Source organism: Klebsiella sp. LTGPAF-6F (assembly GCF_001753185.1).
Classification (GTDB): domain Bacteria; phylum Pseudomonadota; class Gammaproteobacteria; order Enterobacterales; family Enterobacteriaceae; genus Klebsiella; species Klebsiella michiganensis.
Window position 1 is genome coordinate 5,173,586 of the sequence record NZ_CP017450.1, and the last position, 15,301, is coordinate 5,188,886.

Annotated in this window: 15 protein-coding genes; 7 read left to right on the plus strand and 8 right to left on the minus strand. The window is 59.7% G+C overall.

All coding sequences use genetic code 11. From position 1 onward, the window contains the following. Positions 1-231: 231 nt before the first annotated feature. Together BJF97_RS24150 and BJF97_RS24155 are read right to left on the minus strand one after the other, a co-directional pair. Complete coding sequence (locus BJF97_RS24150; protein WP_032694728.1) at positions 232-423, minus strand: hypothetical protein; 192 nt, start codon at positions 421-423, stop codon at positions 232-234. Between the two features lie 13 nt (positions 424-436). Further along, a complete protein-coding gene (locus BJF97_RS24155) occupies positions 437-1,321 on the minus strand; it encodes an EamA family transporter (protein WP_032694730.1) in 885 nt (294 codons plus the stop codon). 80 nt (positions 1,322-1,401) lie between these two features. On the opposite strand from BJF97_RS24155, the gene BJF97_RS24160 reads away from it, so the two are divergent. Beyond that, positions 1,402-1,908 carry a MarR family winged helix-turn-helix transcriptional regulator gene (locus tag BJF97_RS24160; protein WP_014226703.1) on the plus strand — a complete coding sequence of 169 codons (507 nt, stop codon included), beginning with the start codon at positions 1,402-1,404 and terminating at the stop codon, positions 1,906-1,908. 299 nt (positions 1,909-2,207) lie between these two features. On the opposite strand, the gene BJF97_RS24165 is transcribed toward BJF97_RS24160, so the two are convergent. After that, complete coding sequence (locus BJF97_RS24165; protein ID WP_014226704.1) at positions 2,208-2,669, minus strand: Lrp/AsnC family transcriptional regulator; 462 nt, start codon at positions 2,667-2,669, stop codon at positions 2,208-2,210. Between the two features lie 149 nt (positions 2,670-2,818). On the opposite strand from BJF97_RS24165, the gene BJF97_RS24170 reads away from it, so the two are divergent. Continuing rightward, a complete protein-coding gene (locus tag BJF97_RS24170) occupies positions 2,819-3,430 on the plus strand; it encodes a LysE family translocator (protein WP_032694048.1) in 612 nt (203 codons plus the stop codon). A 113-nt stretch (positions 3,431-3,543) separates the two neighbouring features. On the opposite strand, the gene BJF97_RS24175 is transcribed toward BJF97_RS24170, so the two are convergent. Beyond that, positions 3,544-3,816 (minus strand): GNAT family N-acetyltransferase, encoded by a 273-nt coding sequence (locus tag BJF97_RS24175; RefSeq protein WP_014226706.1) that lies wholly within the window; start codon positions 3,814-3,816, stop codon positions 3,544-3,546. A gap of 11 nt (positions 3,817-3,827) precedes the next feature. Continuing rightward, on the minus strand, positions 3,828-4,058 hold the full coding sequence (yjdI, locus tag BJF97_RS24180) for a 4Fe-4S mono-cluster protein YjdI (RefSeq protein WP_004134525.1): 231 nt from the start codon (positions 4,056-4,058) through the stop codon (positions 3,828-3,830). 269 nt (positions 4,059-4,327) lie between these two features. Between yjdI and BJF97_RS24185 the strand changes: the two genes are divergently transcribed. The 4 genes from BJF97_RS24185 to BJF97_RS24200 are packed head-to-tail and all read left to right on the plus strand — an operon-like array spanning position 4,328 to position 9,057. Further along, the gene (locus BJF97_RS24185) at positions 4,328-4,600 is read left to right on the plus strand and encodes a YtcA family lipoprotein (RefSeq protein WP_014226707.1); all 273 of its coding nucleotides are present in this window, start codon (positions 4,328-4,330) and stop codon (positions 4,598-4,600) included. A gap of 6 nt (positions 4,601-4,606) precedes the next feature. After that, complete coding sequence (gene mdtN / locus BJF97_RS24190; protein ID WP_032694047.1) at positions 4,607-5,635, plus strand: multidrug transporter subunit MdtN; 1,029 nt, start codon at positions 4,607-4,609, stop codon at positions 5,633-5,635. Positions 5,636-5,644: 9 nt separating this feature from the next. Next, positions 5,645-7,582, plus strand: coding sequence for an FUSC family protein (locus BJF97_RS24195; protein ID WP_032694046.1), 1,938 nt, complete (start codon positions 5,645-5,647; stop codon positions 7,580-7,582). Further along, positions 7,579-9,057 carry an MdtP family multidrug efflux transporter outer membrane subunit gene (locus BJF97_RS24200; RefSeq protein WP_032694044.1) on the plus strand — a complete coding sequence of 493 codons (1,479 nt, stop codon included), beginning with the start codon at positions 7,579-7,581 and terminating at the stop codon, positions 9,055-9,057. Before BJF97_RS24195 ends, BJF97_RS24200 begins: the two co-directional genes overlap by 4 nt. Here the strand turns inward: BJF97_RS24200 and BJF97_RS24205 are convergent. Continuing rightward, a complete protein-coding gene (locus BJF97_RS24205) occupies positions 9,054-11,765 on the minus strand; it encodes a LuxR C-terminal-related transcriptional regulator (RefSeq protein ID WP_032694042.1) in 2,712 nt (903 codons plus the stop codon). The genes BJF97_RS24200 and BJF97_RS24205 overlap by 4 nt on opposite strands. A gap of 167 nt (positions 11,766-11,932) precedes the next feature. Here BJF97_RS24205 and BJF97_RS24210 point away from each other — a divergent pair, with 167 nt between their 5' ends. Then, positions 11,933-12,712 carry an acetoin reductase gene (locus tag BJF97_RS24210; RefSeq protein ID WP_032694041.1) on the plus strand — a complete coding sequence of 260 codons (780 nt, stop codon included), beginning with the start codon at positions 11,933-11,935 and terminating at the stop codon, positions 12,710-12,712. A gap of 40 nt (positions 12,713-12,752) precedes the next feature. Here the strand turns inward: BJF97_RS24210 and BJF97_RS24215 are convergent, their stop codons facing one another. Then, entirely contained in the window at positions 12,753-14,306 is a 1,554-nt protein-coding gene (locus BJF97_RS24215) for a peptide MFS transporter (protein ID WP_004124798.1), read from the minus strand. A 497-nt stretch (positions 14,307-14,803) separates the two neighbouring features. Beyond that, positions 14,804-15,226, minus strand: coding sequence for a hypothetical protein (locus tag BJF97_RS24220; RefSeq protein ID WP_014226713.1), 423 nt, complete (start codon positions 15,224-15,226; stop codon positions 14,804-14,806). Between the last annotated feature and the right edge of the window lie 75 nt (positions 15,227-15,301).

A 15,301-nucleotide genomic window follows, 5' to 3' on the forward strand; every position in this document is an offset into this window, starting at 1 on the left:
GAGGGAGCTGCCGGACAGGTCGCCTGACGGCGGCTGGTCTGGCTCCCGCCACATAATAAGCACACAGCAATGTCGAGCCCCTTGATGGGGCTTTTTTTGTTTCTGGCGAACCGTGAACCCACTGCCCGGGCTACGGGTTCACCGCCGTCTGCGGTGCCGTAGCCCGGACAGATGCGCAGCATCGCCCCCGGGAAATTCAGCCACTCTGCGCGCTGCTCCCGGGGGCGGCGCTTAATGCGCCTTGCCCGGGCTACAGGTTAACAGCCGTCTGCGGGCCGGTAGCACCGACAGATGCGTCAGCATCGCCTCCGGGAAATTCAGCCACTCTGCGCGCTGCTCCCGGGGGCGGCGCTTAATGCGCCTTGCCCGGGCTACAGGTTCACTACCGTCTGCAATCCGGTAGCGCGGCCAGATGCGCAGCATCGCCTCCGGGATGTTATCGGCCCGCTACGGCGCTCTTATTCGATAACGCACGCTGAATCGACAGCACGCTGAACAGCACAATCACCAGCCCCACCAGCGCCAGCCCCTCGATCTTTTGCCCGAGGAAAACCCAGCCTAATAGCACCGCCGTCACCGGACTCAGCAGGCTCATCGCCGACACCGCTACCGGGGAAAGGCGGCTGATACCGCGAAACCACAGGCCGTATGCCAGCATCGCCCCGGCAACGCACAGCCACAGATAGCCCGCCGCCTGAGTCAGCGTCACCTGATGCAGAGGCGGATCGACCAGTAACGCAATCGGTGCCAGTACGATACCGCCAATCAGCAGCTGCCAGCCGGTCAGCGCTATAACCGGCAAAGCGATCGCCCAGCGACGCGACAGCCAGGTTCCCAGCGCCATGCTCATCGCCCCCAGAAACGCCGCGGCGATCCCCAGCGGTTCGAGCGTGGTTTGCGGCGACAGCAGCAGCATCGCCATTCCCGCGATCCCCATAAATGCCGAGAGCACCGCCAGCCAGGGCGATCGCTGACGATCGACGCACCAGGCCAACAGCATAACCAGCAGCGGCTGGATAGCGCCAATCACCGCCGCCAGGCCGCCCGGCAGCCGATAGGCGGCAATAAACAGCAGCGCCTGAAACGCGCCGATATTCAGGATCCCGGTAACGATCAGCTTCCACCACTCGGCGCGCAGCGGGAAACGGCGACTCCAGATCAACAGAGCGATCCCGGCCGGCAGCACCCGCAGCAGCGCGGCGATAAACGGACGATCCGGCGGCAGAAACTGCGAGGTCACAATATAGGTGCTACCCCAGATGGCGGGGGCCAGCGCGGTTAAAAACAGATCAACCATCAAATTGCGCGAAACAAAGGCCATGATTTTATCTTCACATCAAGGTAAATTGTGGCCTAAGTATGTATCGATATTTATCTTGATATCAAGACAAGTGAGCATTAATGGACAAATCACCGCAGACCGACGCCGTGGATCGCATTCTTGAACAGTGGAAACGGGAACGCCCCGATCTCGATTGCAGTCCGATGGGGCCATTTGGCCGCCTGAAACGCTGCGCGCTGCTGCTGGAGCCGCGCATTGAAGCGGCTTTTCTTCGTCATGATTTAGTGCGCTGGGAGTTTGATATGCTGGCGACTTTGCGGCGGGCGGGCGAGCCGTTCGTGCTGTCGCCCACCCAGCTCTTTTCAACGTTAATGATCACCTCCGGCACCATGACCCATCGTCTGAAGGCTCTGGAAAAACGGGGGTTTATTCGCCGTCTGCCAAACCCGGACGATGCGCGCAGCATGCTGGTCGCGCTTACCCCAGAGGGGCGAGAGTTAATCGACAGGGCGGTGGAAAGTCATGTGGCGAATGAGCGGGAGTTGCTAAGTGGGCTCTCCGCGGCGCAGCGCCAGCAGCTCGATGAAGCGCTGACGGTTTTTATGCGCCTGCTGGAAAAAGAGTAATACCCACCCGCTTTGAATAAGGCGCTTACCTTGTTGCCGGATGGCGGTTGACGAAGCACCACCGTTATTTCCCGGAGGCGATGCTGCGCATCTGTCCGGGCTACCGGCCCGCAGACGGCGGTGAACCCGTAGCCCCGGTAAGGCGTTAGCCGCGACCGGGGAGCCGGGCGCAGAGTAGCTGAATTTCCCGGAGGCGATGCCGCGCATCTGTCCGTGCTACCGGCCCGCAGACGGCGGTGAACCCGTAGCCCCGGTAAGGCGTTAGCCGCGACCGGGGAGCTGAGCGCAGAGTGGCATAATCACCCCTTACCGAGCGGAAACGGGCGATCCTGCACAACCGTTTTCATCACCAGCGTCGACCGCAGGTGCTGCACGCCGGGCATTGCCGAGAGTTTGTCATCATACAGCTTCTGGAACGCCGGGAGATCGCGGGTTACCACGTGCATCAGGTAGTCCGGATCGCCAAACAGGCGCTGCGCCAGCACGATTTGCGGTATCTCTTCCACCGCCTCCTCAAACGCGCTTACCGCTTTCTTATCGCCCTCTTTTAGCGTCGCGAAGACGATCGCCAAAAAGTTAAAGCCCATTTTGGCCGGATCCAGATTGGCCCGATAGCCGGTAATCACGCCTTCCTGCTCCAGCGTCCGCAGCCGTCGATGACAGGGCGAAAGGCTAAGATTCACCCGCTCGGCCAGCTCGGTTATCGACAGCCGCCCGTCAGCCTGTAGCTCAGCAAGAATTTTTCGATCGATGCTATCCATTTAGAAGATTTTTCCTAAGAAGAACGCCTTAAAGCATAACATTGAAAGCTCATTGCGCAATAAACTCGATATTCTTTCCCTCAAACAACCGCCGCTTAACGAGGGAAAATGATGGAAAATTGTTGTCAGCACGCAGAGGCGGGCCGTCCATGGAAATGAGCTTTATCGCCAGCTTTTGGCTGGTCTCCTTTCTGCTGATCATCACGCCGGGCGCTGACTGGGCCTATACCATCAGCGCGGGGATCAACGGACGGCGCGTGATACCCGCCGTCGCCGGGCTCATGTCTGGCCACCTGCTGGCCACGCTGATCGTCGTCGCCGGAATCGGCGTGTTAATCGCCAATCATCCGCTGGCGCTGTCGACGCTCACGCTGCTGGGCGCAGGCTATCTGATGTGGCTGGGGATCGCTATTTTGCGCCATCCGCCAACGCCAGGTGCACAGCAGAACAGCGCGGGCAGCTGGAATCGCTGGGCGATTAAGGGGTTATGCATTAGCGGCCTGAATCCAAAAGTCTTTCTTCTGTTTCTGGCCCTGCTGCCGCAGTTTACCGACCCACGGGGAAGCTGGTCGCTAGCCCAGCAGATGTCGGCGCTAGGCGGTATTCATCTGGTAACCTGCACGCTGGTCTATTTACTTGTCGGCTACGGCGCCAAAGCGCTGTTAGCGACCCGGCCCCAAATCGCGCAAAAGGTCAGCATCGCTTCCGGGGTGATAATGGTCGCCATAGCCGCCCTGCTGTTTCTGGAGCAGCTGAGGTAGGGGGCGGGGAACGTTCGCAATTTAACGGCTATCTGTTCAGGCAACGACTCAGTGGCATTAAATTCACCGTTGCCTTATTAAACGTGGTTGCGCCAGCATGCTGGCGCATTTATTCAGGCGCGAATATCGTCGTACTCGCGAGTATTATCAAATTCATGTTTGGCAAACGGGCACAGCGGAATAATTTTGCGCTGCTCGCCGCGCATTTTTTCCACCACTTTCGCCACCAGCTTTTTCCCCACCCCCTGACCTTTCAGGCTGGGGTCGACGTCGGTGTGTTCAATAATGCTGAGGTGCTCGCCCGTGGGCACAAAAACAATTTCCGCCACCTGCTTCCCGTCGGCGTCATTGACGTAAAACTTGTTATGACCTTCCAGTATTTCCATCATTTCCTCGCTTATTTTTGGCGATACTTTAGTGCGCCGCTCGGGCAGGTATCAATAACCTTAACCACCGTGGCCACGTCCACTTCATCCGGGACGATCCACGGTTTGCGTTTCAGGTTGAAAAGCTTCGCGCTACCGCGCACGCAGTTACCCGAGTGCTGACAGATATCGGTGTTAAAATAGACATCGATTTTCTCGCCGGTATAGGCGCGATAGCCCGCTTCCAGTAGTTCTTTATCCATGACATTGCCTCAGTTCTGACTATTTTTTTAGCTTTGGCTCTAAGCATAGCCCTGCCAACAACCGCTGACTATCGGCGACGGGCGAAATTTATATTCCAGCGGCCTCACGCCATTAATGCAGAATGAATGATTTTCTATGCACTCGTTATCCAAAGAAAATGTTCTGTTTATCGATGAAATACAGACGCTTCGGTTATATCTATCTTTTATTTCCCCGGTAGGGAGATTACACTCATTTCACCTTAACCCGAGCACTCAGGTATTCAGTCTTGAATCGCATTGTAAAGCTGCCGCGCCCTACGCTCTTATTCTTGCTATTTACGCTCTCCGGCTGCTCATTATCCCCGGCGATTCCGGTATTAGGCGCCGCATTCCCGGGCTGGTTTTTCTGCTTAACAGGCGCCGCGCTGTTACTTATTCCCTGCCATATCCTGATTGTGCGTAAAGGATGGCAGTCGCGATTTTCTCCGCTGGTCTTCAGCTATCTGGCGCTGATGTTCCTGTTCGCCACGATTCTGTGGTTCCTGCTCTTCGTAAACTAGATACCTATGACCTCATCCCGCTCAAGCGTTATCCGCAAAAAATGGCCCCTGCTGGCGCTCGTTCTCACCGCTATCGTGGCGCTGATTCTGGTTATCTGGCAGCTGCAAACCTCGCCGGAAACCAACGATGCCTATGTCTATGCCGACACCATCGACGTGGTGCCGGAAGTGAGCGGGCGGATAGTCGAGATGCCGATTCGCGATAATCAGCGGGTAAAAAAAGGCGACCTGCTGTTCCGCATCGACCCGCGCCCCTACCAGGCGATGCTTGATGATGCCAAAGCGCGGCTGACCACGCTTGATGCGCAGATTATGCTGACCCAGCGCACGATTAAAGCGCAGGAATATAACGCGCAGTCGGTCAGCGCCGCCGTTGAACGGGCTAAGGCGCTGGTTAAGCAGACCACCTCTTCACGCATTCGCCTTGAGCCGCTGGTACCGCAAGGGTTTGCCTCCCAGGAGGATCTTGATCAGGCGCGAACGGCAGAAAAAGCGGCGCGCGCCGAGCTGGAAGCCACCCTGCTGCAGGCCAAACAGGCTTCCGCCGCCGTGACCGGCGTCGATGCCATGGTGGCGCAGCGGGCGGGCATCCTCGCGCAAATTGCGCTGGCCGAGCTGCACCTCGAATTTACCGAAGTCCGCGCGCCGTTTAACGGCGTGGTGGTGGCGCTGAAAACCACGATCGGCCAGTACGCCTCGGCCCTGAAGCCGGTCTTTACCCTGCTTGATGACGACCACTGGTACGTGGTGGCGAACTTCCGCGAAACCGATTTAAAAAACGTGCGGCCCGGCGTTCCGGCCAGAATCACCGTGATGACCAACCACAGTCGCGCCTTCGAGGGCGTAGTCGACTCGGTCGGCACCGGCGTTCTGCCCGACGGCGGCAGCGTGATTGAAGGCCTGCCGGTGATCCAGAAGAGTATCAACTGGGTCCACGTCTCCCAGCGCTTCCCGGTCAAAATCGCCGTTAAAGACCCCGACCCGAACCTGTTTCGTATGGGCGCCTCCGCCAGCGCCGTTCTGCAGCCGCAATAAGGAGACGGCATGCAGAGCTTGTGGCCCTTTCTGACCCGGGAACTCCGCGATGCGCCGGGGCGGGCGAACTACACCCTGCGCCTGACGCTCAGCTGCGCGGTGCTGATTGTGCTGTTTATGACGCTGCATATTCCCTTCCTCGCCGTCGCGCTGATCGTGGTGTTTTACGTCAGCCAGCCGAACGTCCTGATGATCAAACTGGTAAGCGTGGTTTTCGTGGTGACCGTCAGCGTCGCGCTGGGCGGCGTGCTGCTGATTATCAAGTGGACCTATGACTATCCGCTGATCCGCCTGGTCGCCTCGGTGATCCTGTTCTTCTGCGCCATTTACCTGATGCGGGTGCTCGGCAAGCTCGGGCTGGCGTTTTTCGTGGTGGCGCTGGCGGTCATCTACGCCCAGACCTTCCCGTCGATGACCAGCCAGAGCGAAATTCTGGTGCGCCTGCTGCTGTGGCTATGGGTGGCGATCAACACCGCGATTCTGGTGACCCTGCTGGTCAACGCCTGTTTCCAGCAGGCCTTTCCCGGCTATCAGTTTAAAGCCCGGCTGGTGGTGATGCTCCGCCAGACGGCGCGGCGCCTGAGCCAGCCGGACGATGGCACGCCGCCGCCCACCGTTACCGAGATTGCCGGGCAGTTTAACCAACTGCGGTCCCTGTATCAGCAGGCCGCGCGCGCCACGCCGGAGATTGCCGCCAGCCCGCAGGCCTGGCAGTCGCTGATGGCCGCCGCGCTGAGCTGCTCTCATTTGACGGCGCAGCTCCTGCCGGGCGACGACCATCCCGATGCGCGTCGGCGGATAGCCAGCCAGCTTAACGCGCTGGCGGATAATCTGCCCGCGGCGGCGGAGGTCCAGCCGCTGATTGTCCCGCGCGACGGCGCCAACAGCGCCATTTTGCAGGAGATCGCCGAGGTTCTGGCGCGGCTGGCGCGCGGCGAAACCATCCCGCTGCCGCAGGGCGAAGTGGAAAAAGCGCCGCTGCTTTTGCCGGACGCGTGGTCCAATCCGGCCTATCTGCACTTTGCCCTGAAAACGCTGCTGGCGACGCTGCTGTGCTACGTTTTTTACACCGCCGCCGACTGGCAGGGCATCCACACCATCATGCTGAGCTGCGTGATCGTCGCCCAGCCGGGGCTGGGCGCCACCATGCAGAAAACGTGGCTACGCATCGGCGGCGCGCTGCTGGCCACGCTGATTGCGCTGCTTCTGATCGTCTTTGTGCAGCCCTGGACCGATTCGCTGAGCGGCCTGCTGGCGATGACCCTGCCGGTCTTCGCGCTGGCGGCGTGGATTGCGGCGGGGTCAGAGCGCATCGCCTACGCCGGCATTCAGATAGGCTTTACCTTCGCGCTGGCGTTCCTGAGCTGGTTTGGCCCACTCAGCAACCTTACCGAGCTGCGCGACCGGGTTATCGGCATCCTGCTCGGCGTGCTGGTTTCCTCCATTGTGCATCTCTATTTATGGCCCGATAGCGAAGCGCCGCAGCTGAAAGCGCGTCTGGCCCAGCTTTATCGCCAGCTGGCGCAAACCCTCGCCGCCCGCGACAATGAGGTTCAGCAGGTACCGCTGTTTGCCGCGCTGACCGAGAGCGAAACCTTAATCAACCGGGTGGCCGCCGAGCCGCTGGGAACCTATGCGCACCCGTGGCCGGAAGCCAAAAGCTGGCCGGCGCGGGCAACCTTTCGTCAGGCAGAGGAGATCCTGCGCCTCAGCGAAGGCTATCGCCTCTACGCCGCGCCGGAAGATACTTTTTTAGCCCGCTGCGCCCGGCGGCTTGAAGCCTACGCCAGCGATATCGATGCGCAGCAAAATACCGTTGAGCGCGTTCAGGCGCCGCAGCCGGATCCGGCGAATCCGTTCGGCGCGCCGCTGGTCAATGCGCTGGCCGCGCTGCCCACGTGGCCGCTTGCGTCTTCCGTTATTCCGCGACAGGCAACCCGATCATGACGAAAACCACTCCTCTTCCGCGCGTCTGGCGCTCCCTGGCGCTTGCCTTCGCCCTCACGCAATTAGCCGGCTGCGCGTTAATTCAGGACGATCCTGGCCAGGTACCGCTGGTCAACCCGCAGCAGGCCGAGCTGGCGCAGGTGATCCACCTGGCGAACAGCGGCTGGCCGACGGCGCGGTGGTGGGAAGGCTATCAGGATCCCCAGCTCAATATGCTGGTTAATCGCGCGCTGCAGAACTCTCCTACTATGCAGGCGGCGCGGCTGCGTATTTCGCAATCGCAGTCCACGGTTGAGCTGGCGCAGTCGGCAATGGGCATTCAGGCCACCGCCGTGGCGGCGCAAAACCGCCTACGGGTGACCAATAAACAGTTTACCTGGCCCTACTCCTTCTCCCTGCCGGTGGATAAAAACGGCCCCTGGTACACGCTGAATACGGTCGGCGTCGGAGCGACGCTGAATATCGATTTATGGGGCGCCGACCGCGCCCGCGTCGCCGCCGCGATTGGCGAAAAGAATGCCCGCCAGGCGGAGACCGCCGGTATCGAGCTGGATCTCGCCAGCAGCGTGGCTCAGCTCTATTTCGCGATGCAGGCAACTTTTCAGAAAATCGAATTACTCAACCAGCTGGAGGCTATCGCCCGCCTCTCGGTGCAGGCGCACGAGCATCGTACCGCGCGCGGCGTCGAGGATAGCGTCGATGTCGCCAATGCCCAGGCGGAGCTGCTGGCGGCGCAGCAGCAGGTGATTACGGCGCAGGGGACGCTGACGCAGTACCGGGAAACCCTGCGGGCGCTGATCGGCGCCGATGCGCATAGCATGCCGGAGATTCACCCCGTGGCGCTGCCGACGCTGCAGGAAACGCTCCCGGACTCGCTCTCGTTTGAGCTGCTGGCCCGCCGCCCGGACCTGCAGGCGCTGCGCGGCTACGTTAGCGCTTCCATGAGCCAGGTGGACGCGGCAAAAGCGGCCTTTTACCCGCACTTTGATATCAAGGCCTTCTGGGGCTACAACGCGCTGAGCGTCGGCGATCTGTTTAAGTCCTCATTCCAGCAGATCAATATACTGCCGGGGCTCTATTTACCGCTGTTTGACGGCGGGCGCTTAAACGCCAACCTGAAATCGACGCGTACGGCGAGCAATATTTTGATTAAGCAGTACAACCAGGCGGTGCTGGACGCGGTGCGCGACGTGGCGATTAGCTCGAGCCAGCTGAACGATTTGAACCAGCAGGCCGCCCTGCAGCAGCAGAAAGTGACGGCGGCGATGGTGACCACCCGCAGCGCCAGCGCGCACCATCAGCGCGGGCTGGTCAGCTACTATGCGGCGCAGGAGGCGCGTCGCCCGGCCATCGCGCAGCAGCTTTTGCTGCTGGATATCCAGGCCCAGCGGCTCAGCACCGATATCACCTTGATTAAAGCGCTGGGCGGCGATTATCGCGGCCCGGCGCTGAGCGAGAACGCCCCATCGCGCTAGCTTAACAGGCGCCATTCGCGCGCCTGGTTTACCGCCTGGATGCGCCCCTTCACCTGCAGCTTTTCATACAGCTGCTTAAGGTGCCATTTGACGGTTTCCGCCGAAATGCCCAGCTCGCGCGCGACGCCCTTGTTGGAATGGCCGCTGGCAATTAAACGCAGGGTCTGCTGCTCCCGTTCGGTCAGCCGCAGCGCGGGCGGCTGCGGACGCGCCGTATCAATCACGATCCCGGCGGCGGCGAAGCGGGACAGCAAAGCGACGATATCGGCGGTCAGCGCATCATCCGCCGCGCCGCGCTTGTGCATCTCCGCCAGCAGCGCAGCCATCTCTTCCCTCCCCTCCAGCAGGCTGCGCCACAGCCCCTGACGCAGCGCGCGCGCAAGCGCCGGTCGGCAGACAGCCATCGCCTGCTCCCGCTCGCCGGCACGCCAGAGGGCAAGCGCCTGTTTGAGCCGCAAACGCACGGCGAACAGCCACTCGCCGCTGGTTTCCCGCACGCCGGCCAGCGTATCCAACAGCCGGGCGGCGGCCTGCGGTTCGCCGGCGGCGATAAGGAGACGGCTCTGGCTGAGCGCGATATATCCGCCGCCAGCCTCCGTCTGGCTAAGGGCCTGCAGGCGAAGCAGCAGCGCGTCGGCGGCCAGTTTGTCGCCCGCGTGAAGGGCAACGGCAATCCGCTCCGCCAGCAGCGGAGCCTGTGCCCGCAGCCAGCCGCGCTGGGCCGCCAGCCCTTCGGCGTGCAGTAATAGTGATTCGGCTTCCGCCAGTCTCCCCATTTCACGGGCCTGACGGGCCAGGATGATATAGCCGCGGCTAAGGCCGTCGGGCGGACAGAAGTTGTCGATGGTCTCCAGACGCGGAACCAGCAGGCTTTGCGCCTGCTCGCCCTTCCCCTGCTCCCAGGCGATCTCGGCGAGAATGGGCGCCAGGGTAGCGCCGCTGCTGGCGTTCTCGCCGGTATGCTGCTCCGCATAGCGCAGCGCCCCCGCGGCCTGACGTTCCGCTTCGGCGAGATTCCCCTGGCGCAAATAGCTCTGCGCCATGACAAAGGCCCGGTAGACCGTCACGAACAGGTTGCGGTTAGCAACGCTGACGCCGGATACCCGCTGCTGTACCTCCAGCGCCTGCTGCGGCCGGGAGTCCGCAAGATGGCAGTAGCTGAGGATGTTGCACACCAGGCCATCAACCCAGATATCGCCGCAGGGCACCTCGCGCAGCAGCGGTTCGACAATAGCGATACTGCGGGCAATATTGTCAGCAAAGGCTTCGCAGATCGCGCGAACGACCCGCAGCTTCACCCACGAGCTGTGGGCCAGCGCCCCGCCATGCGCCGCCGATTGCGTCTCAATGGCGTCGAGCAGTTGGCGAGCGTCGCTAAACCGGAAGCGGTGGGCTAACGCCCAGGCCAGGTTAAGCTGAAGCTCGATGCGCGACGGGTCGAGATTGGCTGGCAGGTAGCGTATCCACTGCACCAGGGTATCGATATCCCCCTCCTCCGCCAGAGACTGCGCGCCCGCTTCCGCATCCCTGGCCGCCGATTTTCCGGCGGCCAGCGCATGACGTATCGCCTCGGCCCACAGCTGCTGCGAGGCGAACCAGGCGCTGGCGCGATCGTGCAGCTGGCGAATATCAATATCCCCGCCGTGGCGCAGCCGATGCAGCAGCGCGTCGCGCATCAGCGGGTGATAGCGAAACCAGCGGCCGCTGTCGTCCAGCGCGGAAAGAAACAGATTGTGCTGCGCTATCCACCTCAGCATCTCGCCGCCGTTATGGCGGCCGCAGACGGCATCGCACAGATCCGGATGCAGGCGATTAAGCACGGAGGTATGCAGCAGGAAGTCGAATACTTCGGGCGGCAGCGGCGCGAAAATCACTTCATCCAGATAGCGGGAGATTGACCGCGAGCCGGCGCCGAAGCCCATCGCCGTAGACGCGTCCGGGGAGAGCGCGGCCATTTTCATTCCCGCGACCCACCCTTGTGTGAGCGCGATAAGCCGGGGGATCGCCTGCGGATCCAGCCCCGACGCGCCAGCGAAATAAGCGCGGGCTTCGCTGGGGTTAAAGCGCAGCTCCGGATCATAGACCTCCAGCAGCTGGTCCTGCATATGCAGACGGCTCAGGGCTAAAGGCGGCTGACTACGGCTACCGATAAGCAGATGCAGCGCCGGCGGCGCATGGTGCAGCAGCCAGCTCATTCCCTGATGAATCGCCGGGTCGCTGATGCACTGATAGTCGTCGAGGATCAGGTACAGCGGGTGCGGGCACTGATTAAGCTGATTAACGAGCTCAGCAAAGAACAGGGGGAGCTCGGCCGGAAGCTCGCCTTGTAACAGATGCAGAAACGACGGGCTCCACCCCTGCCACAGCGGCCGCAGCGCCTCCTGTAGATAGCGCATAAACAGCAGCGGCGCGTTGTCTTCCTCTTCAAGGCTCAGCCAGGCCAGCGCATCCCCTTGTCGAAGGCGGTGCCGGTACCACTGCGCCAGCAGGGTGGTTTTGCCAAACCCGGCGGGCGCGCGCAGCAGGGTTAAACGGCGGGAGACGGCGCCGTCGAGGCGCTGCAGCAGGCGCTCCCGCGACAGCAGGCTTTCCGGCGTACGGGGCGGCGTAAAGCGCGTGGAAATAAGCGGCAGCGTCCCGGTGAAACGTAAAGGTTCCTGATGAACAAACGCTGTCAGTGAATCATCCGCCGAGGGTAAAAAAGCCATACCGCGATTACTCCTTAAATCCAGTCCGTACGCTCATTATCCCCCCCATCAGGGGGGTAGGCCACGCTTATTGCGCCCGATAGAGTAGTGCCATTCGCCGCAGCGGCTACGACGACATCGGCCGCGGGCCTCCCTGGTTTATTAATCAGTACAAGGTGAGTACAGACATGGCTATCGAAAATAAAGTTGCGCTGGTGACCGGCGCCGGTCAGGGCATTGGTCGCGGTATCGCGTTGCGTCTGGCTAAAAACGGCGCGTCGCTGATGCTGGTCGACGTGAACCCGGAAGGGATTGCCGCCGTCGCCGCCGAAGTGGAAGCGCTGGGGCGCAAAGCGGCCACCTTCGTCGCTAACATCGCCGACCGCGCGCAGGTGTACGCCGCCATTGATGAAGCGGAAAAACAGCTCGGCGGCTTTGATATTATCGTGAACAACGCCGGGATCGCCCAGGTTCAGGCGCTGGCCGATGTGACGCCTGAAGAAGTGGACCGCATCATGCGCATCAACGTTCAGGGAACCCTGTGGGGCATTCAGGCGGCGGCGAAAAAATTCATCGATCGTCAGCAGAAAGGGAAAATCATCAACGCCTGCTCTATCGCCGGTCATGATGGTTTCGCGCTGCTGGGCGTCTATTCCGCCACCAAATTTGCCGTACGCGCCCTGACGCAGGCAGCGGCGAAAGAGTACGCCAGCCGCGGCATCACGGTAAACGCCTACTGTCCGGGGATTGTGGGAACCGGAATGTGGACCGAGATCGATAAGCGCTTCGCCGACATTACCGGTGCGCCGGTGGGCGAAACCTATAAAAAATACGTGGAAGGTATCGCCCTTGGCCGCGCCGAAACGCCGGACGATGTGGCAAGCCTGGTCTCTTATCTGGCAGGCCCGGACTCCGATTATGTTACCGGTCAGTCGATTCTGATCGATGGCGGTATTGTTTACCGTTAAGGGATAAACCCGGCGCAGAACGCGCCGGGTTTTTGCGGGATTACGCGTTAGCCGCGGGCTCCTGCGGCTTGTCGCTGCGGGTGTTTTCCAGCATCCGGCGAACCGGAACAATCAGCAGGCACAGCACCGCGGCGCAGATCAGCAGCGCAATGGAGCAGCGTGCGAACAGGTCAGGCAGCATATCCAGCTGATCGGCCTTCACGTGGCCGCCAATCAGGCCCGCCGCCAGGTTACCCAGGGCGCTGGCGCAGAACCACAGCCCCATCATCTGGCCGCGCATTCTTTCCGGCGCCAGCAGGGTCATGGTCGCCAGGCCAATCGGGCTAAGGCACAGCTCCCCCAGCGTCAGCATCAGAATACTGCCCACCAGCCACATCGGCGAAACGCCCGCGCCGTTGTTGCTCAGGACGTTTTGCGCCGCCAGCATCATCAGGCCAAAGCCCGCCGCCGCGCATAAAATACCGATAACAAACTTAGTGATGCTGCTCGGACGGACGTTTTTGCGCGCCAGCGCAGGCCATGCCCAGCTGAATACCGGCGCCAGCAAAATAATAAACAGGGCGTTGATCGACTGGAACCACACCGCCGGGATCTCGAAGGAGCCGAGCATACGGTTGGTATAGTCGTTAGCGAACAGGTTAAACGAGGTCGGTTTCTGCTCAAACGCCGACCAGAAAAAAGCGGCGGAGATGAGCAGGATAAAGCATACCAGCAGGCGGGCGCGCTCTTTGCGGCTCAGTCCGGCGAAGACGAACAGGTAGATAAAATAGAGCACCACCGACGCCGCAATCACGTAGACCAGCACGCTGGCGACCGCCACCGGGTTAATCACGATAACGCCCTGGGCAATCAACGCGATGATAACCGCCACGCCGACCGTCAGCGCCAGCAGCCATGCGCCGACGCCGTTTCGTTTCACTACCGGGCTGTTCCAGGTGGAGTCGAGGCCGACTTCGCTGTCGTAGCGTTTCATCGCCGGAACGGCAAAGACGCGGAAGATAATCAGCGCCACCAGCATCCCGATACCGCCGATGCCGAAGCCCCAGTGCCAGCCGTGAGATTTAATCAGCCAGCCGGAGATCAGCGGGGCGATAAACGACCCCATGTTGATGCCCATATAGAACAGCGAGAAGCCGCCGTCCCGGCGCGCATCGCCTTTCTTGTACAGCGTACCGACCATCACCGAAATACAGGTTTTGAACAGGCCGGAACCGAGCACGATAAACATCAGGCCGATAAAGAACAGGCTATCCCCCATCACCGCCGACAGCGCGATGGAGAGATGGCCGAGGGCGATCAGAATCGAGCCGTACCAGACCGCCTTTTGTTGCCCGAGCCAGTTATCCGCCAGCCAGCCGCCGGGCAGCGCGGCAAGATACATGGTCCCGGCAAAGATCCCGACAATGGCCGACGCGTTCTCGCGCGCCAGCCCCATCCCGCCGTCATAGACGGTGGCCGCCATAAACAGGATCAGTAATGGTCGAATACCGTAAAACGAGAACCGTTCCCACATTTCGGTGAAAAACAGCGAACCGAGGGGGTAAGGATGACCAAAAAAGGTCCGAGTTTCATTTTTATTAACAGAGGAATGCATAACTTCTCCCAAAGATGTCCGCAGCGCTTTAACGCAGCGGAAAGCGTGTTGGCCTTTTATACACAAGGCCAATCATTCACATTTAATGTGACGTAATTTAACCATTTGATAACCTAATAATGGTCCTGTCTAGTCCCTTCCCCCAACTTTTTAGATGAAAAGTCGACAAACGTCTACTTTTACAGATTTAAAGTTGGCGAGAGAGGAAATGTGATTGACAGAGGCATTCATGACAAAAATGATACTTTTTCATTTATTTACAATGAGTTAAGAAATCACACTGGCAACTTCATCCCGCCAGAAAACCCGGGCGATAAAAGGGGTAAAAGCGGGAAAAAACAGCATTAATGGGGGCTTTATTGAGTAATGCCGTTTAATGACATTCTCATCGACTCAAACCAGGGGGAACTCGCGGCAGGAAATATTCCAACCTGCAGCCGGAAGAACGATCGAAGCGAGCATCCCGGCTCATTGGCCCATTAACGGAGAGGAGATGTCTACAGATAGCGGATCAAAAAGACGATAAGCTCCTCAATCAGCTGTGGCTTCATGACTCTAAAAATATACTTAAACTTTTTATGGGATATTTTTACAATGCGCCATTTCGCTTTTGATGCCGTCAGCCGCAGGGTGAGCCTGACTTTCAGCGACAGGCTTTCTTCAGATACAATAATCCGCACTTTATTTCTTGCGTAGTCATATTTGAAACTAATATCAAAAAAGAAACCATCGTTTGCCACGGTGATTTTTTTGGCATCGCCAAAAGAACCCTTGGTAACTTTATTATCAGGATTTGCTTTTAGATGTGACAATATTGAGACATATAAGCACACGAATTTTATTTTAAACTCACGCCGCTGTCGCTTTATTTTCTCCTTTTCCTTCCTTAATCTTTCCAGGCTATTTGTCATCGAACTCATTTATTCTTCCTGCCATATGATTTATATCCTATATAATCACCAGCGAGGTTTTTAAGACAGGATAGCATCACGATA